24 protein-coding genes are annotated in these 21,997 nt (G+C 67.1%); 6 read left to right on the top strand and 18 right to left on the bottom strand.

What is annotated here, in order from left to right; translation table 11 throughout:
* Positions 1 to 10 precede the first annotated feature (10 nt).
* The 7 genes from AB7E83_RS04450 to AB7E83_RS04420 form a co-directional block, all read right to left on the bottom strand.
* Positions 11 to 859 carry a spore coat protein U domain-containing protein gene (locus tag AB7E83_RS04450; protein ID WP_428565761.1) on the bottom strand — a complete coding sequence of 283 codons (849 nt, stop codon included), beginning with the start codon at positions 857 to 859 and terminating at the stop codon, positions 11 to 13.
* The gene (locus AB7E83_RS04445; protein ID WP_428565759.1) at positions 859 to 3,285 is read right to left on the bottom strand and encodes a fimbria/pilus outer membrane usher protein; all 2,427 of its coding nucleotides are present in this window, start codon (positions 3,283 to 3,285) and stop codon (positions 859 to 861) included. The genes AB7E83_RS04450 and AB7E83_RS04445 overlap by 1 nt, the downstream gene beginning before the upstream one ends.
* Complete coding sequence (locus AB7E83_RS04440; RefSeq protein ID WP_428565757.1) at positions 3,282 to 4,001, bottom strand: fimbrial biogenesis chaperone; 720 nt, start codon at positions 3,999 to 4,001, stop codon at positions 3,282 to 3,284. Before AB7E83_RS04440 ends, AB7E83_RS04445 begins: the two co-directional genes overlap by 4 nt.
* An 11-nt stretch (positions 4,002 to 4,012) precedes the next feature.
* Entirely contained in the window at positions 4,013 to 4,402 is a 390-nt protein-coding gene (locus AB7E83_RS04435) for a hypothetical protein (RefSeq protein ID WP_428565755.1), read from the bottom strand.
* A gap of 196 nt (positions 4,403 to 4,598) precedes the next feature.
* Positions 4,599 to 5,066 carry a spore coat protein U domain-containing protein gene (locus AB7E83_RS04430; protein ID WP_428565753.1) on the bottom strand — a complete coding sequence of 156 codons (468 nt, stop codon included), beginning with the start codon at positions 5,064 to 5,066 and terminating at the stop codon, positions 4,599 to 4,601.
* Positions 5,067 to 5,293: 227 nt separating this feature from the next.
* On the bottom strand, positions 5,294 to 5,632 hold the full coding sequence (locus AB7E83_RS04425) for an H-NS family nucleoid-associated regulatory protein (RefSeq protein ID WP_428565752.1): 339 nt from the start codon (positions 5,630 to 5,632) through the stop codon (positions 5,294 to 5,296).
* Positions 5,633 to 5,692: 60 nt separating this feature from the next.
* Entirely contained in the window at positions 5,693 to 6,466 is a 774-nt protein-coding gene (locus AB7E83_RS04420) for an alpha/beta fold hydrolase (RefSeq protein ID WP_428565750.1), read from the bottom strand.
* A gap of 122 nt (positions 6,467 to 6,588) precedes the next feature.
* Here AB7E83_RS04420 and AB7E83_RS04415 point away from each other — a divergent pair, with 122 nt between their 5' ends.
* From AB7E83_RS04415 to AB7E83_RS04390, 6 genes are all read left to right on the top strand, one after another.
* Positions 6,589 to 7,530 (top strand): YncE family protein, encoded by a 942-nt coding sequence (locus AB7E83_RS04415; RefSeq protein WP_428566152.1) that lies wholly within the window; start codon positions 6,589 to 6,591, stop codon positions 7,528 to 7,530.
* Positions 7,531 to 7,588: 58 nt separating this feature from the next.
* On the top strand, positions 7,589 to 8,353 hold the full coding sequence (locus AB7E83_RS04410) for a polysaccharide deacetylase family protein (protein WP_428565749.1): 765 nt from the start codon (positions 7,589 to 7,591) through the stop codon (positions 8,351 to 8,353).
* A gap of 1 nt (position 8,354) precedes the next feature.
* Positions 8,355 to 9,338 (top strand): sterol desaturase family protein, encoded by a 984-nt coding sequence (locus AB7E83_RS04405; protein WP_428565747.1) that lies wholly within the window; start codon positions 8,355 to 8,357, stop codon positions 9,336 to 9,338.
* Positions 9,339 to 9,508: 170 nt separating this feature from the next.
* Positions 9,509 to 10,213: a YdcF family protein gene (locus AB7E83_RS04400; protein ID WP_428565745.1), complete on the top strand. Its 705-nt coding sequence runs from the start codon at positions 9,509 to 9,511 to the stop codon at positions 10,211 to 10,213.
* Between the two features lie 46 nt (positions 10,214 to 10,259).
* Positions 10,260 to 11,273, top strand: a complete 1,014-nt coding sequence (locus tag AB7E83_RS04395) for an NAD-dependent epimerase/dehydratase family protein (RefSeq protein ID WP_428565743.1) — start codon at positions 10,260 to 10,262, stop codon at positions 11,271 to 11,273.
* On the top strand, positions 11,270 to 12,169 hold the full coding sequence (locus AB7E83_RS04390) for a radical SAM protein (RefSeq protein ID WP_428565742.1): 900 nt from the start codon (positions 11,270 to 11,272) through the stop codon (positions 12,167 to 12,169). Before AB7E83_RS04395 ends, AB7E83_RS04390 begins: the two co-directional genes overlap by 4 nt.
* A gap of 23 nt (positions 12,170 to 12,192) precedes the next feature.
* On the opposite strand, the gene AB7E83_RS04385 is transcribed toward AB7E83_RS04390, so the two are convergent.
* The 11 genes from AB7E83_RS04385 to AB7E83_RS04335 all read right to left on the bottom strand — a co-directional run bounded on the left by AB7E83_RS04385 (position 12,193) and on the right by AB7E83_RS04335 (position 21,997).
* Complete coding sequence (locus AB7E83_RS04385) at positions 12,193 to 13,077, bottom strand: glycosyltransferase family 2 protein (protein ID WP_428565740.1); 885 nt, start codon at positions 13,075 to 13,077, stop codon at positions 12,193 to 12,195.
* A complete protein-coding gene (locus tag AB7E83_RS04380) occupies positions 13,074 to 14,087 on the bottom strand; it encodes a glycosyltransferase family 2 protein (RefSeq protein ID WP_428565739.1) in 1,014 nt (337 codons plus the stop codon). Before AB7E83_RS04380 ends, AB7E83_RS04385 begins: the two co-directional genes overlap by 4 nt.
* Positions 14,084 to 15,346: a hypothetical protein gene (locus AB7E83_RS04375; RefSeq protein WP_428565737.1), complete on the bottom strand. Its 1,263-nt coding sequence runs from the start codon at positions 15,344 to 15,346 to the stop codon at positions 14,084 to 14,086. The genes AB7E83_RS04380 and AB7E83_RS04375 overlap by 4 nt, the downstream gene beginning before the upstream one ends.
* Entirely contained in the window at positions 15,343 to 16,164 is an 822-nt protein-coding gene (locus AB7E83_RS04370) for an NAD-dependent epimerase/dehydratase family protein (protein WP_428565735.1), read from the bottom strand. Before AB7E83_RS04370 ends, AB7E83_RS04375 begins: the two co-directional genes overlap by 4 nt.
* Positions 16,161 to 16,820: a methyltransferase C-terminal domain-containing protein gene (locus tag AB7E83_RS04365; protein ID WP_428565733.1), complete on the bottom strand. Its 660-nt coding sequence runs from the start codon at positions 16,818 to 16,820 to the stop codon at positions 16,161 to 16,163. The genes AB7E83_RS04370 and AB7E83_RS04365 overlap by 4 nt, the downstream gene beginning before the upstream one ends.
* 3 nt (positions 16,821 to 16,823) lie before the next feature.
* Positions 16,824 to 17,390 carry a hypothetical protein gene (locus tag AB7E83_RS04360; RefSeq protein WP_428565731.1) on the bottom strand — a complete coding sequence of 189 codons (567 nt, stop codon included), beginning with the start codon at positions 17,388 to 17,390 and terminating at the stop codon, positions 16,824 to 16,826.
* The gene (rfbC, locus tag AB7E83_RS04355) at positions 17,387 to 17,947 is read right to left on the bottom strand and encodes a dTDP-4-dehydrorhamnose 3,5-epimerase (protein WP_428565730.1); all 561 of its coding nucleotides are present in this window, start codon (positions 17,945 to 17,947) and stop codon (positions 17,387 to 17,389) included. Before rfbC ends, AB7E83_RS04360 begins: the two co-directional genes overlap by 4 nt.
* Positions 17,944 to 19,017 carry a CDP-glucose 4,6-dehydratase gene (gene rfbG, locus AB7E83_RS04350; RefSeq protein ID WP_428565728.1) on the bottom strand — a complete coding sequence of 358 codons (1,074 nt, stop codon included), beginning with the start codon at positions 19,015 to 19,017 and terminating at the stop codon, positions 17,944 to 17,946. The genes rfbC and rfbG overlap by 4 nt, the downstream gene beginning before the upstream one ends.
* Entirely contained in the window at positions 19,014 to 19,787 is a 774-nt protein-coding gene (gene rfbF, locus AB7E83_RS04345) for a glucose-1-phosphate cytidylyltransferase (protein ID WP_428565726.1), read from the bottom strand. Before rfbF ends, rfbG begins: the two co-directional genes overlap by 4 nt.
* 90 nt (positions 19,788 to 19,877) lie before the next feature.
* Positions 19,878 to 21,086: a glycosyltransferase family 4 protein gene (locus AB7E83_RS04340; protein ID WP_428565724.1), complete on the bottom strand. Its 1,209-nt coding sequence runs from the start codon at positions 21,084 to 21,086 to the stop codon at positions 19,878 to 19,880.
* Positions 21,083 to 21,997 carry an NAD-dependent epimerase/dehydratase family protein gene (locus tag AB7E83_RS04335; protein WP_428565722.1) on the bottom strand — a complete coding sequence of 305 codons (915 nt, stop codon included), beginning with the start codon at positions 21,995 to 21,997 and terminating at the stop codon, positions 21,083 to 21,085. Before AB7E83_RS04335 ends, AB7E83_RS04340 begins: the two co-directional genes overlap by 4 nt.

Genomic DNA, 21,997 nt, shown 5'->3' with positions numbered 1-21,997 from the left:
CGACCATGGATCAATAGGTGATGGTCAGCGTGCGGGCCTGCGTCGCCTGACACCCCGCGCCCGAGGCGCAGGTGCCCGACTGACCGGCGGGAGCCGTGCCGGTGATGGTGTACGACTGCGCGTTGCCGGTGCCGAGCGCCGACGATGCATTGACCGCGAGCGAGTAGCCCAGGTCGAGCAGGCTGCCGCCGGACTCCACCGAGAGCTGATACGGCGTCGTGCGCGTGCAGCGCAGCTGGAAATTGCTCGTGCCGATGCCCGGCGTGGTCTGGAACGAGGTGTAGTTGATGACGAGCGGCGACGGGTCGGTGGTGAAGTCGCAGGCCGGGTCCACCGTGGCCGCGAGGGAGAGCGTGCCCGTGCCCCACACACGCCCGCTGCTGTTGGAGGAGCGGATCGTGACGGTCAGCGAGTTGTGCGTGTAGGTGCCCGGCGCGGCCGTCGACTGCCCGCCCGGAATGCGGAAGCAGAACGTGCTCGTGAGCGGGCCGATGTTGGTGTACAGCCAGCTGGTCTGCGCGTTGCTCACCGTATCCCCGCTGTTGCCGCCCCAGGCCTGGGAACATGCCGCGTAGTTGGTCGAGAGCTGGAAGGGCAGCGAGTTCGCGCCGCTCGCGAGGTTGCCCGTGCTCGACGACACCCCCACCCAGAACGTCGACGGGAACTGCGTCTGCAACCACCCGCGCGAGCACGAGAATCGCACGCTGCCCTGCGTGTCGTTGCTCGTGCTCGAGAACGGGTCGTAGGCGTTCGTGCTCGATGCCGAGGCCGACACGATGTTGCACGACTGCGCGAGCGCCGCACCGGCCCCCGACGCGAGAGCGGCGGCCATGGCCGCCTTCAAAATCCAGCGTTTCATCACCTCTTCACTCCTTCGCAGCGCAGCGGCCCGACGCGGGCGATCTCGTCGATGGCCCCGGGCGGCAGTTGCACGGCGAACTCGCACTGCGCCCCCTTCCACTTCAGCCGCAGCGTGTTGGAAGCCTGCAGGCCGGTCACGAATGCTTCGCCGCGCCGCGCCACGTAGAACTCCTGCGTGTCGCCCACCAGTTCGAGCTCCGCGCCCGCGGGCGCCGGCTCGCCGTCGTCGAAGACGATGCGGATCAAGGCGCCACGGCCGCTTCGCACGGGGAACGTCACCTTCACGCCGCTGCGCATCGGAGGCGAGACGATCTGCTCGATGTTGTCGATCTCGGCGCTGATCGGCAGCTCGCTGGGATCGAGGCGGATGCTGTTGTCCTGGTAGGGCAGCAAGCCCGGCACGAGCGCCTTGCCCTCGGCGTCGGTGCGCGTGAGCAGCCGGCCATGCACGCCGATGCCGACGTTGGCGTAGCCCGGCACCTCGACCAGCGCGAAGCTGTTGTCGATCCGGCGCGACGCGTACAGGTCGCCGTCCATCCACACCAGCGCGCCCTGCGCCCCGACGCGCAGCGTCTGCTGCTCGCTCGATGCGCTCGCATCTGCCGTGAGAAGCATGCGGCCGCCCTGGTAGTAGAGCCCGCCTTCGGCGTAGGGGCGGCTCTCGCGTCCGCCGCCGAGCACGCGCCAGCCGAGGCCGGTGTCCTCCGTCAGCCCCTTGTTGGCCGACACATAGGCGTCGTTGCCGCCCGACCGGTGCGCGCCCACCGCCGTGACGCTCGTGCGGTTGTCGAGCGCGATCGTGTAGTTCACCGTGGCCGACACGCCGCCGCTCGCGCCGGCGACGCGCGTGAGGTTCAGCGAGAGCGCGCTGCGGGGCGACAGTGGCACGGAGTAGTTGGCCGAATAGGTGCTGATGTCGCCGCGATCGAACGTGGAAATGCGCGCGGCGCCGAGCGCGAAGGTGCCCCAGCGGTCGTCGCTGAAGCTGTAGCTGGACGAGACTTCGAGCTGGTTGGGCAGCACGTCGCGCTCGGTACCCAGCTCGCTGAAGCCGCGGGTCGCGCCCACCGCGCGCACCGAAAATCCGTGCCGCAGACTGCTGTTCTCGACCGCGAGCAGCCATTGGCCGCCCCGGCCGCGGAAAACGTTCTGGCTCGCGCGATACGCGGCCATGCCGAGCAGACCATAGGGCAACCCGTGCAGGCCGCCGACGCCGATGTTGCGCGTGTGCTCGCCCAGCTGCGCCGACGCTTCCGCCGTGAACCGCTTGGTGATTCCGAGGCGATACAGCGCCGACGCGAATCGCTCGCCGTAGTTGTTGCTCTGGCTGCCCAGGTTCAGGCGAACCGCGCCGGCCTCGACGCTCCAGTCGCTCAGGCCTTGTTCGAGCAGGTAGCTGCTCGTGAAGAAGGGCTGCACGACGACCGTTTCGCGGCCCAGGACGTCGCGCACGACGATGCGCGCCTCGCCGGCGCCCGACAGCAGGGGGAAGTTGTCGATGACGAAAGGTCCCGCCGGCACCGACGCCGTCTTGCGCAGCGCGTCGCCCACGTACAGCTCCACCGTGCTCGGGGCCGACGAGGTGCCCGCGATCACGGGCACCGGCTGGGACACGAAGCCCGGCGTCAGCGCGAAGTTGCGTCCGAGTTGCACCCCGCCGAAGTACACGGGCCGCGCGAGCAGGCCGCCGCGCGTGACGGAATCGCCGGCCCGCAGCGTGAGATTGCGCTGCGGCCAGTCGCGCGTGAAGGTCGTTTCCAGGCGCAGCGCGAGCGTCTGGGCGGCCTGGCCCGGCGCCTGGAGATGCCGCGTGACGAAACTCGATGTGAAGACGCCGGCGGGGGTGGAGTAGCCCAGTTCCGACAGCACGCCGACATCCGTGGTGGCGCCCGTGCTGCGCTGCTGCGTACGCGAAAGGTTGGTGTCGAAGTTGAGGAAAAGGGCGGGCTCCGCCGTCGCCACGCGCGCACGCTGCGGCGGCGCGGCGCCTTCATCCACACGCGTGCGAGCGAAGGCGGCCGGCGAGAACACGAGTTCCACGGACTGGTTGGCTGCATTCATGCGCGCCTGGAAGCCGGGAACCGCCCCGAGCGAATACCAGGTCTGTCCGCGCGCCTGCGCCGAGGGCGCGCCCGGGCGCCGCTGGAGCCGCCACTCGTCGAACGCTTCGGCGGGAGCGTACAGCACCCCCTCGCGCTCGAGGAGGGTCCAGCTGCCGCTGGGCGAATTGTTGACGGTGACTTCGAGCGGTATGAAGCGCTGCGCCGGTGCCCGGGGCGAGGCCGCCGGCGGCGTGGGCGCGGCGGGCGTCTCGGCCGCGCCTTGCGCCCAGCCCGCCCTTGGCGCCGCGGCGAGGCTCGCGGCGAGTGCGATGGGAAGGCTCGCGCGTCCCAGCGCGGAAGACGTTCGGCGATCCAGCGTCAAGGCACGGTGATGTCGAAGAGATCCGTCTTGCCGTCGTCGTAATCCACCTGCAGCTGCGCGCGTCCGGGCGCAATCGGCGCGGTGGATTTCATCGGGCTGCCGCGGCGCGCGCCGGGCAGGATGTAGGTGCCGCCCTCGAACGTGGCCAGCACCTGCGCGTCGCGCTTGAGCGCCGCCTCTCGCACCTGCGCGTAGGCCGTGCCGGTGTTGCGGCACATCGCGTCGAGCGTGGTGGGGCCGCTGCGCACGACATCGCAGCTCATCTGCCGGCGGGCGACCGGCGGCGTCACGAAGACGGGCATGCTCAATGCGAGCGCAATGGGCACCTGGATGCCGGCGCGCACGGCGCCGATCTCCGGCACCTCGCGAACCACCATGCGGTAGATCAGTTGCCGGCTGGCGTCCGCCGGGGCCAGCAGCGCAAGGCGCACCACCTGTCGCGCTTTGGGTGCGAGCTTCACGATCGGCGGCGCGAGGATGAGGTCTTCGGTGGGCACGAGCTGGTCGACGCCGTCGGGCGATTGCGTCCAGGCGCTCAGGTCCGCCTGCAGCACGAGTTCGGTATCGCCCTCGTTCGTGACGGTCATGGCGACGGCGCGGTCGCGCGGCCCCATGTAGATGCGCACCGGCGTGACCGAAAACGTGCCGGCGGCCGCGGGCGCGGTCCATGCCGGCAGGAGGGTGGCGGCGGCAAAGGCCAGCCAGGCGAACTTCATCGCATTCTTCCTCAGAAACTGACCACCATCTGCACAGGGCCGTCACTGTCGTCGATGTTGGACATGTGGACGCCCGTGACCGAGCCTGCGGAGAGCTCCGGCCCGTCGTCGAAGGACTGTTCGGCGGTCTCGGGTCCGAATTCGTAGCGGAATGCGCGCGTGCGCAAGCTCGCGCTGTCGAAGCCGGGCGCCGGCTGGATGTTCACGTACTGGCCGCTGCTGCACACGACGCGAACCTGGGTGCCCCCGCCGCTGCTGCGCGTGCCGCTGGTGCAAACGCCCGGCCAGCGATTGGGCGGCGGGCTGGGCGCGTTCCCGTCCTGCTCTGGCGGATTGGTGGGGACCCAGGGGACATTGCCGCCCGCCCCACCCGCCGACTCGCCGCGCAGGACGATGCGCACGACAAAGCTATCGGCTGCCGTCGTCGCCTGCGCCGGCCCCGCGGGCAACGCGCAAGCCGCGACGCAGGCAGCCAGGGCACGGGTCAGTGCGCTTGCAGAACTCGTGGTGTGCTTCACTTCGTCCGCTCGGTTGGATCCCGACGAAACAAGGGAATAGGACGGTGCGACGAGATCGCCTGCCGCCCACGGCCTGCCATCAGTAAACGACGTAAAGAGCGTGCGTCTCGTTGCTCGTGCAGCCGGTGCCGGTGGCACAAGTGCCGCTCTGGCCGGCGCCCATGGTGCCGGTGACGCTGAGGTTCACGGCCGTGGTGCCATTGCCGGTGCCCGTGGGCGTGCCCGACAGACCCAGCGAATAGCCGAGCTGCAGATTGGACGCGCCAGCGGCGACCGTCTTGGTCGTCGACGGCGTGGCCGTCGAGTCGAAGCCAACCTTGAACGGCAGGCTGTTGGTGCATTTGACGGTGAACGCTCCGCCCGTCGCCGTGCTGGCGCCCGTCTGGAACGAGTCGTAGGCGAAGGTCAATGCGCCGGGCGTGGAAATCTCGCACTTGGGTGTGAGATTGATCGTGACCGTGACGTCCTTCGTCTCGTTCGCTGCGAATGCGGGAGCGGTGAGGAGGGCGGAGAAGCCGAGCGCGACGGCGAGGGCGACGTGTTTCATGTGAATACTCCTTGCTTAAGAAATCGGCTACTTGCGGCGGAGCCGATTGCCTGCTGAAGGATTCACTATAGCCCTCCTGGTAACGTCTTGCAACAATCAAACCGTGATAAATCAACGGGTTACGTCAACTAGTCAGCTTTCGGTAAGATTTTGTTACGGATGAGCTGGTGCCGCGGGGCGTGGCGGAACTCGGTCTGGCGGACCGATCCAGCGCGCCGGCTGTCACCTCAGGCGGACTTGCGATTTCGGATCCGATGCTTCTCGAGGTCGCCGCCGGCGTCGAGGAGGTCGCGCACCCACTGCGGCTTGCGGCCGCGGCCGCCCGACCAGAGCTGGCCGTCGGGTCCCTTGTAGCGCGGCGCGGCCGGCTTCGCGGACGGATGGGTGCGCGCCGTGCGCGCCCTCGCTGCGCGGGGCTCGAGGCCCAGGTCGGCCGGCGTGAGGCCGTAATCGGCGATTTTCTGCAGGACATCCTGAATGACCGCCTGCTTTTCGGTGGCCTCGATTTCGGCGGCCTTCTGCTGCAATTCCTCGATCTGTTTCTTGATTTGCGAGAGCGACGTCATGAATTCGTGAATTGTTTGAAATTGCGAACGGCTGGATCTTAAGCGTTCGGCTCCGCGGAATCAGACCGAATCCCGGAGAAATTGCACGATGGCGTCGCGGGTGGCTTCGGGCTGGTCGCGGTGGGGGGAGTGGCCGCAGCGGGGCAGGGCGCGGCGCACGACGTTGGCGCGCTGCGAATGGATGTCCTCGATCTGCGCCAGGGTGCCGTACGGGTCGTCCTCGCCCTGGATGGCGAGGACGGGCGCCGTAATTCGCCGGCATTCCGCGCGGATATCGAATTCGCGGAATGCGGGGTCGAGCCAGATATCGTTCCATTGCCAGAAGGCGCCGTCGACATCGACATGGTATTTTGCGAGCCGTTCGCGCAGGTCCGAATGCAGATAGGCTTGGCGCGCCTGCGCGATCGAGCGCAGGGAAATATCTTCCACCATCACGTGCGGCGCCAGGGCGACGCAGGCCGTCACGGGCAAATGGCTCGAATGAATGAGCGCGATGGTGGCGCCGTCCGAATGGCCGAGCAGCACGGGCCGCTCGATGCCGAGCGAGGCCAGCAGTGCGGGGAGGACTTCGAGCGCCTCGCGGTGCATGTAATCCGGCTTGAGCCGGCCGGCGCCGCGCACATCGGGCACGGGGTCGGAGCTGCCATAGCCGCGTCGCGAATAGACGATGCCGGAACGCCCCGTGGCCCGGCAGAGTTCGGCGGGCCAGTCGCGCCACATGGCGACGGAGCCGAGGCCTTCGTGGAGGAAGACGAGGGGTGCGACGCGTCGACCGACGCCGCCCTCGATGCGTTGTACTTCGAGGCGCACACCGTTGATCTGCATCAATTCCATGCGTCCATGCTACGGCAGCCGCAAGCGCGGCCGCCGCCCCCGGCTACACTCCAACGTTACCTGCCGAATCTGCTGTGTCCTCCCTCATTCCCACCGCTTGGCTGCCCCGCGTTGCCGCGGCGCTGTTCGCGTTCGTCGCCGGCCTCGCGTCTGCCCAGACCACCCCGATCTTCGTGCTCAATTCGCTCGACGCGAGCGTGAGCGTCATCGACCCGGTCGCGTGGCGCGAGACGAAGCGCATCCCGACGGGCAAGGAGCCTCACCACCTCTATCTGACGCCGGACGAGAAGTCGATCATCGTCGCCAACGCGCTCTCCGATACGCTCACCTTCATCGACCCGAAGACGGCCGAAGTGCAGCGCACGGTGCGCGGCATTCTCGACCCCTACCACCTGCGCTTCTCGCCCGACATGAAGTGGTTCGTGACGGCGGCGAACCGGCTGAACCACGTGGACATCTTTCGCTGGGACGGCAAGGACCTGGTGCTCGCCAAGCGCATTGCCACCGGCAAGACGCCCAGCCATCTCTGGATCGACAGTCGCAGCACGACGCTGTTCGCGACGATGCAGGACAGCGACGAGTTGGTCGCCATCGACCTGGCGACGCAGAACGTGAAGTGGCGCATCAAGACGGGGCCGCTTCCCGCCGACGTCTACGGCACGGCCGACGACAAGCATGTGCTCGTGGGACTCACCGGCGGCGACAGCGTCGAGGTGTTCGACGTGGCGAGCGACTTCCCGAAGTCCGTCCGCCGCATCAAGACCGGCGACGGCGCACACGCGTTCCGCGCCGCTGGAGACAAGCGCCATGTCTACGTCAGCAACCGCGTGGCGAACACCATCAGCAAGCTCGACATGGTGACGATGCAGGTCGTTGACCAATACGCCGCGCCCGGCGGGCCGGACTGCATGGAAGTGGTGAAGGGTGGCAGGCTGCTGATGGTCACGTCGCGCTGGGCAAAGCGTCTCACCGTCATCGACACCGAGACGAAGAAGGTCGTGCGGCAGGTGCCGGTCGGGAAGTCGCCTCATGGCGTCTGGACGCTGGACCACGCGGCGCGCTGAGGGCGCCGGTCGCTCGTACTCCCTCTCCCGCTTGCGGGACAGGGTGGGGGCGAGGGCGGTGGCGCTCACGATCGCCGTGTTGGCGCCCGCCACCTTTGCCTCGACTTGCGAGAAGCCTGTCTACCTGACGCTCGACACCGGCCACATGGGTGTGGCGCAGTACATGGCGGACGTGCTGAATCGCCACCAGGTGAAGGTGACGTTCTTCGCCGCGAACGAGCGCACGAAAGAGGGCGATGGGAGCCTGGGCAACCATTGGGCGCCGTGGTGGAAAGCGAGAGCGGCCGAGGGTCACGAATTCGCCTCGCATACCTGGGACCACACGTACTGGCGCGCCGACCTCCCCGGCGAACCTCTGCGGTTTCGCGTGCGCGCGTCGGCGGGTCCCAGCGAGGGCGTGGAGCGCACGTGGACCGCGGCGCAGTATTGCGAAGAGATCGGCAAGGCGGCGAAGCGGATCGAAGAGGTCACCGGCAAGAAGACGCTGCCTCTGTTTCGCGCCCCCGGGGGCAAGACCTCGCCGAAGTTCCTGGCCGCGACCCGCGAGTGCGGCTACGCGCACGTCGGCTGGTCGCGGGCCGGCTTTCTGGGTGACGAGCTGCCCAGCGAGACGGCGAGCAATTCGCAACTGTTGCAGCGCGCCTTGCGCGACATCCGGAAGGGCGACATCCTGCTTGCACACCTCGGGATCTGGTCGCGCAAGGACCCGTGGGCGCCCGCCGTGCTGGAACCGCTGATCGTGGGGCTGAAGGCGAAAGGGTTCTGCTTCGCGACCCTGCGCGATCATCCGGATTACGCGGCATGGGTGGCAAGGGCGCGGTGAGATGAACTGGATCGAGGAGATTTTTTCTGCGGCGCAGCAGTGGCTGTTCCAGTCGGTGATGCAGCCGGTGATGTTCCATATCGGGCTGGGGCACCTGCTGGAGGACGGCTACGTGGCGGCCGGTTGGCTGCTGGTGGGGCTGATCCAGATCGCGGTGCTGCTGCTCGTGATCGGGCCCTTGCAGCGCTGGCGACCGGTCGAGGCCGTGACCGACCCCGCCGCGATCCGCGTGGACATTCTCTACACGCTGATCCATCGGCTCGGGCTGTTCCGCGTGGCGTTGTTCTTCACGGTAGAGCCGCTGTTCGACGCCATGTTCGGGGCGCTGCGTGTGGCGGGCTTCGGCACGCTCCATCTCGACCAGCTATGGCCCGGCGTGACGGATCTCGCGTGGGTGAGCTTTCTCATCTACCTTGTTGTCTTCGACTTCGTGGATTACTGGATTCACCGGGGGCAGCATCACTTCCAGTGGTGGTGGGCGCTGCATTCGCTGCACCACTCGCAGCGGCAGATGACGATGTGGAGCGATAACCGGAATCACCTGCTGGATGATTTGATTCGGGATTCGGTGCTGGTGGTGGTGGGGCAGTTGCTGGGGGTGGGGCCGGGGCAGTTCGTGGCGATCGTGGCAGTCACTCAATTGAGCGAGAGCTTGCAGCATGCGAATCTGAAGGTGTGGTTCGGGAAGGTCGGCGAGCGCTTGTGGGTGAGTCCGCGGTTTCATCGGCTTCATCACAGCATTGGGCTGGGGCATGAGACGGCGGGAAGGGGAACCTTGGGCGGGTACAACTTCGGGGTGTTGCTGCCGTGTTGGGATCTGGCTTTCGGCACGGGCAATTTCGAGCGAAGGTACGACCCGACGGGGATACGCGATCAGGTGGAAGCGGGGCGCGACTATGGGCGGGGGTTCTGGCGGCAGCAGTGGTTGGGGCTGCAACGGATGGGGGCACGGCCCGGACCGACGTCGAAGCACCAGTCGATTTGACGGTTGCGGCCCGCGCGACGACGCTTTCGATTGAATTTCGGGTCACCTCACTCGAGTCCTGAACGGTTCGGGTTTTCCGGGGGAACGACAATGCGTTTTTCGGCGGGTCGCCAAACTTGATCTCACGAATCGTCACGGCCGCGATCTCGCCGCTCGGGACTGCGCTCCTGATGCTCATGCTGGCCGCGCTCGTGGGGCGCTTGTCGCCCGCTCGGGGATCGCGGCGCCTGGCGAACGGGCTCGCGCTCTTCGCCTTTGCATGGCTGTGGGTGTGGTCGACGCCGCTGGCCAGCGAGTCGCTCGCCCGCTGGCTCGAGGCAGACGCGGGCGCTCGAACCATGGCTGAACTTCCGCGCGCACGGGCCGCGGTCGTCCTGGGCGGCGGAATGCTCGGCGCACGCCCGCCCCTGCTTCCCTATCCGGACATGGGCGCGGCCGCGGATCGCATGTGGCATGCGGCGCGCATCTATCACGCGGGAAAAGCCCCCTTGCTGGTGCTCTCCGGCGGGATCTCGAGGCCGGGCGAGCCGAACGAATCCGAAGCGATGCAGCTTCTGCTCCTGGACCTTGGCGTTCCACGCGAGGCGATGCGCCTCGAAGGCGCAAGCTTCAACACGGCGTCCAATGCCCGGATGAGCGCGCGACTCCTCGAGGCAGAGGGAATCCGATCCGTGTTGCTCGTCACCTCGGCGCTGCACATGCGCCGCGCGAGGAAGAACTTCGAGGCGGCCGGCATCCATGTGGTCCCGGCGCCGACGGATTTCGGCGCGGTCGCGCGTCCGTTCGACGTCGGTCAATTGCTGCCGGAGGCCAGCGCGCTGACCGGCTCGGCGGATGCCATGAAGGAGCTCGTCGGGTACGCGGTCGGTCGATAAGCGTGCGCCATGTTTTCTTCCACCGTTCGAATCCCGGAGTGTCGACATGACGACATTGCGCAGAGCCCTCGTCACCGGCGGGAGCGGACTGATCGGTCGCCACGTGCTGAGGGCGCTGGTGGAGCGAAGTCCTGCCCTGGCTGTGGGCGTGGTCACGCGCCGCCCCGATGCGCTGCCGCCGCTGCCGCCGGGACATCGCGCGATCGAGCTGGATCTCTCCAGGTCGATCGACATCGAGGATGACTTCGATCTCGTGATCCATTGTGCCGGCGAGATTCGCGACAGTGGCCGCATGGCGCAGACGAACGTGGAGGGAACGCGCCATCTGCTCGACTGGGCGATCCGGCGCGGAGTCCAGCGGTTCATCCATTTCAGCAGTGTGGCCGTCTACGGCGCCGCAGCGGGGCGCAATCGGGTCGACGAGCGCAGCCCGCACGCGCCGGACAATCCGTATGCCGTGTCCAAGGAGCTTTCGGAGGACATGGTCCGGCAGCGATGCGGCGAGCATGGCATCGACCATGTGATCCTGCAACCCGCGAACGTCATCAGTCTTCGTCCCTTCACTGAAGACCATCTGCTCAATCTCATGCGCCAGATCCAGCGAGGACGCTTCCGCCACTTTCGCGGTCCGGACGCCGTGTTCAACTACATCGGCGCCGAAGCGGTGGCGAACGTCGTGACTGCGTGCATCGACGAACCGCTTGCGGGGCGGACCTTCATCCTGAATACGCCGCACCGCCTTCACGATGTCGTGGGCTGGATTGCCGAGGAGCTCGCCGTCGATATCCGGCCGAGGCCCTGGCCTCGTGCGATCGGCGCGGCCGCCGGCGCAGTCTTCGACGGGGCCGCGCGAATCAGCGGACGTTCCATGCCCTTCAGCCTCGCGCGTTTCCGGGAATTGACGAACGCAAGGGTCTTCGACGCGGCGGCCGTCGCGGCGGCATTTCCGGGCGCGCAGACGCCGGGGCTGGAAGCGACGGTCCGGGCGCTGGCCAGACGTTATCTGGCCGAGGGTAAACTGGACGCGGTCCCGGGCACGCCCTCCCGGAGGTGCGCATGAAGAAGCTCCTCTTCTCGATTCGAAACCTGCTGCAGCGCCTGGTCGGCCCGGTGGCGTTGCACCGGTTGCGCAAGCGCATCGTGCGTCGCAGCAACACGGAAAACGGCTCGTGCGGACACGCCGAGCGCTGGATCTACATCTACCCGACCTTCGCATGCACGCTGAAGTGCTCGTACTGCCAGAACCTGCATGCCACGGGCATCCACAACCCGCTCGAGCAATGCACGATGACGCCTCGGGCGTGGGCCGAATCGATCAACCGGATCGGCCGTCACGTCGTCATCAGCGGCGGGGACCCCTTTGTCTATCACGACCTTCCCGGCATCGTGAACAGGATCGCGCCGCACCTGAAGGTCGTGATCTGCAGCGATCTCTCGGCGCCCGGCACGCTGGATGCGCTGCGCGCCATGCGGCGCCCCGTGTCGCTCGATGCGACGTACCACCCCAGCTCGGGTAAATCCGGGAAATTCCTGCAGACCGTGGAAGCCGCGCGCGGGCTCGACGGGATCGAGATCGCCCTGCATTCGGTGGCGGCCGGCAAGGCCGTGAAATTCCTGCGGCGAACGCAGAAGGAGTTTCTGGCGAAAGATCTTCGCCTCAACCTCGTGGCCGCGTATGGCGACCTGGCATTCGAAGGAAGCCGCCAGCAGCAACGGGAGACGGTCTATTGCACGAAGCGGAACATCAACATCGGGCCGGATGGCAAGCGCTACCCGTGCCTGACGAAGACCATCCGGATGCAGGATCCACTGTGCAGCGTCACCGCGCCGGGCATCGCCGACGATATGCCTCCGCACCTGTGCAACGACTTCGGTCACTGCGTGCCGGGCGACCTGGAGGAAGTCGGCATGCGCATCGAACGACTCGACGGCCGGGGTGTCCTTCGACCCTGCTGAGGCGCTCGCGCCTCATGCCTGCCTCATGCCTGCCTCGGGCCCGATCGGCCGAGGATCCCGTCGAAAAGTCCGGCAGCGCAGGCTTCGAGGTAAGTCCACCGGTTCTTCACGATCGACAGCAGCAAGGCGCGATTGCCGAGGGTGGAGACGAGCTGGGCGAGACCGTACGCGAGCGGCACGTGCTTCATGCGAAGCAGCAGGAAGCTGTTGCGCACCTGGTAGTAGCAGCGCAGGGGGCTGTGGATCGACACGGTCCGGCCGGCGACCTGCACCGCCGCACTGCCGATCCGGTGGGGCATCACGGCCTGCGGAATGACGCGCATGGGAACGCCTTCCGCCCGGCAGCGCAGGCACCATTCGGTGTCGACGAAATCGATGAAGAGACTGGCGTCGAGGCCGCCCGCGAGCGCGAAGACCTCGCGCGTCGCGACGCTACCCGAAGAGATAACGATGTCGACATCCACCGGATCGCGACCACCGAGGCTGTACACCGCCGTGGCGCGGCCGCGCGCGTCGACGCGTGTCGACGGCAGCTCGGCGCCCGAGGCGTCGTCCACGCAGGCTGGCGCCACGATGTCGGGCCGGCCGAGACGAAGCTGCGCCACGAGGGTCGCGAGCATGCCGGCGGGCACCTGCGAGTCCTGGTCGAAGAAAGCGATCGCGTCGGCATCCCCGGCCGCCTCGATGCCCATGTTCTGCGCGTGCGCGATGCCGGCGTTGCGCCCGAGCGTGATCAGGGTGCAGCCGGTCGGCAGGTCCGCAGCTTGCAGTGTCGGCCGTTCGGTGTTGTCGACGAGCACCACCCGGGCATCGCCGGATGTGAGCGTCGCACATAGTGTGCGCAGGCGCTCGGCATCCGGTCGGTAGCAGACCACGACGCAGCAGACCCTCGCCGGCAGGCTGCTCATTTCGGACGATTCTTGATCCGGTTGTACAAGGTCCAGAGCCAGGGTACCGTGGCGCGCAAGGGAGAGCCGTTGAGGAATTCGACCGCGCGCACCCGGGCGCTGGCGCGAATCCGGCTGCCGTCGAAACCGGTGTGCGCGGCGAGCGACGACTCGATCTGGTTTCGGGTGGCTTCGGAAATCGGCCGGCCGGCCACGCTGGCTTCGACCAGCGCGTAGATGTAGGCGTTGCGGTGGTAGCCGAGCAGGAAGGACGGACCGAGTTCGCGGACGACCTCGGCGGCGCGCGCGTCGCCGGGAACATAGGATTGGAGAAAGGCCTGGAACTGCGCGAGGCTGCGCAGGATCACGCCCCAGACCGAGGGCAGCGAAGCCGACTCGCTGGCCAGATGCAGGCGGATGGCAAAGTGATCGGCCGGGTCGCCCGCCTTGTACGAGCCGCGCATCAGCGACAGCCACAAGGCGTCGTCGGCGAAGAAGAGTTTCTCGAAGGGCGGGATGCCGCCCACGCGTTCGTAGTCCCGCGAGCGCATGACGAAGCCGGTGCCGAAGACGTCGCGGTCGAAGTCGAGCCGCGCGCGCAGGTAGCCGGCTGCATCTTCACGCTCGGGCGGCACGCTGCACGCCCGCAGCGTGCGTCCTTCGGAGTCGATCATGCGGCCCCCCGTCTGGTAGAGCCCCGCGTCGGGATGCGCGCGGATCAGCGCGTCGACGGCGGCAAGAAAGCCGGGCCCGAGCAGGTCGTCGTGGCCGATCAGCGTCATGTATTCGCGCTTGGGCGCATGCAGGATGCGCGCCCAGCTTTCGACGATGGACAGCGACGACGTGGAGCTTTGCAGGCGGATGCGCGGATCGGTGAGTGTCTTCAGCCAGGGGCCGGTTTCGTCGGTGCTCTGGTTGTCGAGAATGGTCAGCTCGAAGTCGGCGTGCGTCTGCGCCAGGATGCTGGCAACGCAGTCCTGGACGTAGGGCCAGCCGTTGCGGACAGGCAGGAAGATGCTGAACGAGGTCACGTGGGCTGGCCGGCTGACGGTCTGGTTGCGGAGGCGGGGGCGGGCGCTTCGCGGTAGTGCGAGGCGAGCATGACCGAGAGAATGAGGATGCCCATCGAGGAGAACATGTTCGGATTGGTCGCGCACATCAGCATGTAGTACCCATATCCCACGGCAAGCGTCGCGTGTCGAGCCGGCCGGTTGCGCCCGAAGGCGCCGAATATGGGGTGCAGCAACAGCGCCAACATGCCGAGGGCGCCGAAGATGCCGAAATTGCGGATCATTTCCAGGTACGTGAGTTCGGCCACGGATGCATAGGCCTTGGGCGGCGACCACGGGTAGAACGCTCCGAGTCCCTGGCCGAAAATCAAATCCGGCAGCGAACTGAATATCTCAGCGTAGTCGTTCAACAGATTGAGCTTGGCGCTGTTGGAGTGTTCTTCCGGATCGAAGAAGGCGCCGAGTTCGTTGCGAAAGATGTAGGCGGCCAGCACGAATGCAGCCGCAGCGACGACCGTCGCCAACGCCTTGCGATTCGAATGAAGGAACCAGAGAGACAGGGGCAAAGCAATCCCCACCAGGATGTTGTTTCGAGTTCCGGCGAGCACCATGCCGACGACGTTGACCGCCACCAGGGCCGCGAAGCGGATGCGTGCGCCTCGGGTCTGGGCGCTCCGTGCACGGTCGTAGTAGTGGGCGATCGCGATCGCCAGCATCGGCGACGTGACGAAGTAGACCTGGAACAGCACGACGTCGGCGCCGTAGTCGCGGTTGTCGATGGACAGAATCCCGGTGTCGGCGCCAATGACATAGAGCAAAGGCTCGAGATCCGGAAAGATCGCGATCGCGATGGCCGTGCCGATGATGGCTACTGCCAGCAGGGTGAGCGTTGCGGCCATCCGTTCGAAGAGGTCGGTGCGCGTGATATCCAGCAAAAGTGCGAAGGAGATCAGGACGTAGCCCTTGAGCATCTGGAATCCGTCGAAGGGCTCCCCGCCCCCTCGCACGTAATACACGAAGATCGACAGGATCGGAATAAGGATGAAGAGAAGGGTGTAGGCCAGCAGGCTTTCGCGTACCCGTACCGGCTCGTTGCCAGCCACGAGCCGAAGCGTACCGATCCCCCAGCAGGCGGCGAAGGCCCAGACCTTCAGGCCGAAGACCTTGTCCGCCGGGTCGAAGACACAGGACAGCAGGAAGACCCACAGCGACAGTGCGAACAGGACGTTCATGCCACGCGCGGGGGCGGGGCGTCGTGCGTGAGCGGCCAGCGTGTTCATGACTCGGGCGCCGGGGGGACACCCCAGAACGCAAGGGGTTCGTGGGCCGCATACGGGAACTGGCCCAGGCCAAGTTCGATGCGCCAGCCGTGGTCGCGCACCCAGGTTTCGACGAGGCGGCGCACCGAGATCGGTTCGCCCGAGCAGATGTTGAGCACTCCCCGGTTGCGCGGCGTCGCGGCAAGTTCGACCAGGCGCTGCGCCACCGACTCGACCGGAAGGTAGTCGCGCAGCTGCTCGCCCATCGACATGGGAAACACCGGCTTGCCTTCCTCGACGGCTCTCTTCAGCGCGGGGTACAGCGAGTTTGCGGGCTGGCCCTGCCCATACATGTAGAACAACCGGGCCCAGCTCAGGTTGAAGGGGTGCCGCGCCTGCAGGGACTGCAGATGCAGTCGCAAGGTGTCTTTCGCGATCGCATAAGGATTGGCCGGGCGGGCCGGTGCGTCCGGCGCGAGCGGGCCGTACTGGAAGCCGTACTCGAAGCAGGTGCCGGTCACGACCAGCGACGGAAGTCCGGCCTCGACCAGCGAAGTCAGGAAGGCGCGCTGGGCCGGCAGCTCATGATCGACGTGGTGGGCCGAACCGTAGTTGGGCAGGCCGGCCCACGCGAGGTGGATCACGACCTCCGCATGGTCGAGCGCGGCCCAGGGGTCGGCGGGCGGCCGGTGCAGGTCGAGCGCTGTCCACCGCACCGAGTCGTCCTGCAGCGTCGGCGGCCGGGTCGCGGTGGCGATCGTCTGCAGCCCGCGCAGCCGCAACTGCGCGAGCACATGACGACCCACGAAGCCGCTGGCGCCGACTACCGCGACTTTCATCCGATGACTTCCAGCGACGGGACCGCGGTGACGAAGCGGCAGCCCCAGGCGCGTGCGCCCGCGAGCTGCGCGGTCACTTCGGTCTTCAGGTTCCACGGGAGGATGACCACGTAGTCGGGCTTGTCTTCCCACAGCGTGGCTTCGCCGACGATCGGGATCCGGCTGCCGGGCATGAATTTGCCCGCCTTGGCCGGGTTGCGATCGACCACGTAGGCGATCAGGTCGGGCCGGCATCCGCCGAAATTGATCAGCGTATTGCCCTTCGCGGCCGCGCCGTAGGCGGCGACGCGTCGGCCCTGGCGCTTGCAATCGATCAGGAAGGAAACGAAGTCGTCCTTGACTCTTTCGGCGCGGCGCTGGAAATCGCTGTAGGTGGACGCCTTCGTCAGGCCGAAAGCGGCTTCGCGTTCGAGCAGGCGAGCGACGGATGCCTCGCGTGCGCGCCGCCCGGTGTCGCTGCGCTGCGCGAAGACTCGCAGGCTCCCTCCGTGCGTGGGCCACTCCTGGACGTCGAACACCGTCAGCCCGTTGGCTTCGAAGATCGTCGAGACCGCGGTGAGCGAGAGGTACGAGAAGTGCTCGTGATAGATGGTGTCGAACTGGTTGTGCTCGAGCAGCTGCCGCAGGTGAGGGAACTCGAAGGTCGCGACCCCCACGGGCTAGAGCAGGCGAGCGACACCCGACACGAAAACGTTGATGACCGGCACGTGCGCCAGCACGTTATTGGCTGCCAAGCGGTCGGCGCCGCGCCCCTGCGCGGCGAGCTCGCTGCCCACGCGGGCGCCGAAGAACGACTCCAGCGTCTCGATGCCCTTGTCGCGCGCCGCCTTGGCCGTACTCGCGGTCGGCTCGACCCCGAGACAGGGGATGCCCCTCGCGCGGACGTACTGCAGCAGGTAACCGTCGTTGGACGCGACCTCGACCACGTGGCTGCCGGGGCCCAGTGCGAAGCGCTCGCTCATGTCGGCGACGTAGCGCTCGGCATGGGCGAGCCAGCTCGTCGAAAACCCGCTGAAGTAGGCGTATTCGCTGGAGAACAGCTCGTCTGCCTGGGCGAAATCCTCGGTCTGCACGAGCCAGCATCGTTCACACACCACCACGCGCAGCGGGTAGGTTTTTTCGGGCGCCTGCAGCGTCTCCCGCGTCAGGTACGCGTTGGACGGCGGCGCGCTGCCGAGGTCGATCAGTTGCAGCGTCAGTTCGGCTGCACAGTGGCGGCACTTCATGCGGTGAGTCCTGGATAGGCCGCCGACAGCAGCGCGAAGCCACGGTCGCGGTCGGATTGGTCGGTGACAGGCAGCGGCCATTCGATGCCGATGCGCGGCTCCTGCGCGTTCACGCCGCCTTCGCTCGAAGGCACGTAGGCGTGGCTGTGCAGATAGACGAGTTCGCAGTCGTCGGTGAGCGCCTGGAAGCCGTGCGCGAAGCCCTCGGGGATCAGCATTGCACGGCCGTTGTCGGGCGACAGGCGCTCGGCATGCCAGCGCAGGAAGGTCGGCGAGCCCGCGCGCAGGTCGACAGCGACGTCGAACACTTCCCCGCGGATGCAATTCACGAGCTTCATCTCGGCATGGGGGGCTTGCTGGAAATGCATTCCCCGCAGCGCGCCCCGTCTGCGCGTCAGCGTGTGATTGATCTGGGCGATCGGCGCATGCCAGCCCGCGGCCCCCAGCTCCTCGCCGCAGAACAGGCGCGACAGGAATCCGCGGTCGTCCTGCAGCCGCCGGCGCTCGATCACCTTGAGCGAGGCGAGCGGCGTGTCCGTGATGGCGAACCGGCTCATTGAAGCGTGGCCTCATAGGCGTCGATGTCGGCCGCGCACAGTGCGCGCGCATCGCGCCCGTCGGCGTGACCGCGATACCAGGCCATCGTGCGTTGCACCGCCTCGCTCAGCGACCAGCGCGGAACGACGTCGAGCGCGTGGCGCGACTTCGCGGTCTCGAGCGCGAGCCATCCCGCTTCGTGCGGCCACTCGTCGCCGCCGCCGAATTCGGTCGTGCCCTGGCTGTAGGCGGCGCGAGCGAGTTCGATCACCTCGCGCACCGTTGCTGCCTCGTCGGTGGGTGGACCGAAGTTGTACGGGCCGGCCGCCTCGGGCCCGGCCCAGAGTCGTTCGGCCAGCCGCAGGTAGCCGGCCAGCGGCTCGAGCACGTGCTGCCAGGGGCGGATCGCGGTCGGCCTGCGGATCGTCAAAGGCCGTCCCGAGCTCCAGGCGCGCACGGCATCCGGAATCAACCGGTCGGCCGACCAGTCGCCGCCGCCGATGACGTTGCCGGCACGTGCCGAGGCGACCGCCATGCCCTGCGCCGCGAGGTACGAGGCGCGATAGCAGGCGATCACCAGCTCGCAGGCCGCCTTGCTGGCACTGTAGGGATCGTGTCCGCCGAGCGCATCGGTCTCGCGGTAGGGAAACGGATGTTCGAGGTTCTGGTACACCTTGTCCGTGGTCACCGCGACGACGGCCTTGACCGTGGTCACGTTCCGCAGGGCATCCAGGACATGGGCCGTGCCTTGCACGTTGGTGGCGAAGGTGGCCAGCGGTTGCCGGTAGCCCTCGTGCACCAGGGCCTGCGCGGCGAGGTGCAGGACGACCTCGGGCTGCGCGGATTGCACGACGGCGGCCACGGCAGCCGGGTCGCGGATATCGCCGAAGCGGCTGTCGATGAGCGCCGCAACGCCGGCGAGGCCGAAGAGTTCGGGCTGGGTGGCCGGTGGCAGGCTGAGGCCGACCACCTGCGCGCCCAGACGATGAAGCCACAGCGACAGCCAGGCGCCCTTGAACCCCGTGTGTCCGGTCAGCAGCACCCTCTTGCCGCGCCAGAATGCGATGTCGGGCCGGACCGGGGCATTCATTTCCAGCACTTCCACGGCGCTTCGCCCGACATCCACAGCTCTTCGAGCAGGTTCTTCTCGCGCAGGGTGTCCATGGGTTGCCAGAAACCCAGATGCTCGAATGCCATCAGCTCCTGGCTCGCGGCGAGTCGCGACAGCGGCGCGTCTTCCCAGCTCACGTTGTCGCCATCGATCAGCGACAGGCAGCGCGGGGACAGCACGAAGAATCCGCCGTTGATGAGCCCGCCGTCGCCGCGTGGCTTCTCGGTGAAGCCCGTGACCGCGTGGCCCGAGCGCTGGAGCGCACCGTAGCGGCCGGGCGGCTGAACGGCCGTCACCGTGGCCATCTTGCCGTGGCTGCGATGGAATGCGATCGAAGCCCGGATGTCGACGTCGCTCAGCCCGTCTCCGTAGGTGAAGCAGAAGGCATCCTCATCGCCGACGTAGTCGGCCACGCGCTTGAGCCTGCCGCCCGTCAGCGTGCTGTCGCCCGTGTCGACCAGCGTCACCTTCCAGGGCTCGGCCTTCTGCTGGTGAACTTCCATGTGGTTGCGGCTCATGTCGAACGTGATGTCCGACATGTGGAGGAAGTAGTTCGCGAAATACTCCTTGATCACGTAGCCTTTGTAGCCGCAGCAGATGACGAAGTCGTTCACGCCGTGCGCCGAGTAGAGCTTCATGATGTGCCACAGGATCGGGCGGCCGCCGATCTCCACCATCGGCTTGGGCTTCAGGTGGGTTTCTTCGGAAATGCGGGTGCCGAGGCCTCCGGCCAGGATGACTGCTTTCACGTTGCGACCTCGAGGAAAGTGGGGCGGCCATGGACGCCGCGATGGGGAGACGATGAGAAAAGAGTCTCGAGCACGATCAGGGACTTCATGTCAGGCGTGTCCCTTCGGCTGGGGCGCGAGGTCGGCGGTGACCTCCCGCAGGATGCGCTGGTAGCCGCGACCGAAATCGAGGGTTCGCGCCTGCAACGCGGCCGCCGCATTGGCTTCGAGTTCCGTGCGCGAAAGTTCGTCGGACGCGGACCAGACGCGTTCGAGGATCGCGGCGAGCGCGTCCGCGTCGTCGGGGTGGAAATAGTGTCCGTGCGCGGGTTGCTGTTCGACGTGGGTGCCGATGTTCGAGAGAACGACCGGCCGGCCCATGCTCTTGGCTTCCTCGACGCTGGAACTCCAGCCTTCGAAGCGCGAGGGATTGAGCACCGCGACCGAGTTGCGCATCAGCACCAGCATTTCCGTGTAGTCGATGAGGCCCAGCAGCCGTATGTTGCTCTGCAGGCCATTGGCTTCGATGAACGTGCGCAGATCGTCGATGTACTGCGTGCCGCCGAGCCGGTCGTCCCTGGGGTTGCCGGTGCACAGGACCTGCACGTCGGTGCCGGACCGCTTGAGGCGGTCCACGGCCTGTAGAACGACCATGTGGTTCTTGTGCGCCCAGAACTGATTGGGAAGGTGGAAGTACCGGCCGGAAAATCCGTACTTCCGGCCGATGGCTTCGAGCGTCGGCTCGTCCGCGGCGCGCGCGCGCGGCTGCGAGACGAAGGGCAGCACGCGGGCGCGCGCCCAATGCTCGGCCGGCGCGATCCGCTTGAAGTCCTGGAAGGCGTCTTCGCTGCTGAGGATCACCCGGTCGCTTTGCGCGACGAGCGCGCGCAACGTCCGCGTCTCCTTGTCGGCATCGAGCCTGGGAAACAGGTGCGGCAGATGGAGGTACTGGAAATCGGGCACCCACGAAATGATGCGACAGGGCATCGTGCCTTTGCAGGGGAACTGCAGGTGCGACAGCACGTCGATGCCATGCGACTTCAGCATCCACCTGAACATCGGCATGATGCCCAGGGTGCGCTCGAGCACCCGGTGGAAGAACCACGGCACCGTACCGCGCTGGATGAGCCGGGTGCGCACGACCGTCGCGTACGGCAGGAACTGCTGCTCGATCGCGGTCGGCAGGTCGGCCGCGAAGAAGACGTAGGGTCGGAAGCTGCCGTCATCCACCTGCGCCAGTGCGTGGAGCAGGTTCCGGATGTAGTTCAGGCCACCCGTGTACTCGAACGGCGCATCGAACCAGAAGCCGATCTTGATCATGGCGTCCTGAACCAGCGTGCGTACTCGGCCAGGCCCTCGTCGAGGGAGATCGCGGGCTCGAAGCCGATCTGCCGCAGCTTCGAAGTGTCGGCCAGATAGAAGCGGGGATCGCCTGGCCTGACGTTGCCGTTGAAGCGGATGTCGACATCGGCGCCGAGGGCGTCCCTGAGCTTGTGCAGCACGGTGCTTGCGGTGATGCGCTGCCCGGCGCCGCCGTTGACCACGGTGAAGGCCGCATCGCCCTCGGCCAGCTTGACCATGAGCGCCGTGGCGTCGTCGACGTGAATCCAGTCGCGCGTCTCCTCGCCGGTGCCCCAGAATGTGACTTCCCGCGCTGACGAAGACAGCTTGCCTGCTGCGTCCCACAGCAGCTGCTTGGCCAGGCCCGGACCATAGATCGAGAAGTAGCGGATGATCGCCGCCCGCGTGCCGAAGTGGCGCGCATATGACCCGATCAGCTCCTCGGTGATCTTCTTGTGGTCGCCGTAGGGCGAGACCGGGTTCGGAGCATCGTCTTCCGCGAGCGGCCTGTCATCGGCCGCGCCATAGACGGCGGCGCTCGACGGATAGATCAGCAAAGCGGTCGATCCGGTCAGTCTCAGGTGCTCGAGCAGTTCGGCCGTTCCCGCCACGGTCTTCTGGAACGCCTCGTGCGGATTCGTCAGCGAATAGCCCACGGAGCCCGCGCCCGCGCAGTGGACGACGAGCTCGTAGCGTTCGTCCAGCGCTCCCAGGGCCGCCTGTGTGATGTCGGAGGGAACCCAGGTATCGAATCCGTGGGCAAGCGCCTCGCCCGCCGTCCAGGCGCCGCGCCCGATGCCGACGATGCGATAGCCGCGCGCGCGGAAGCGGCGGGCCACGGCGCGCCCGAGGAATCCGTACCCACCCGTGACGAGGGCGGTCTTGCGCAT

This window comes from Ramlibacter sp., from assembly GCF_050250995.1.
Taxonomy (GTDB): domain Bacteria; phylum Pseudomonadota; class Gammaproteobacteria; order Burkholderiales; family Burkholderiaceae_C; genus Ramlibacter.
The sequence above is the reverse complement of the archived record's forward strand: the minus strand, read 5'-3'. Positions and strand labels throughout refer to the sequence as shown.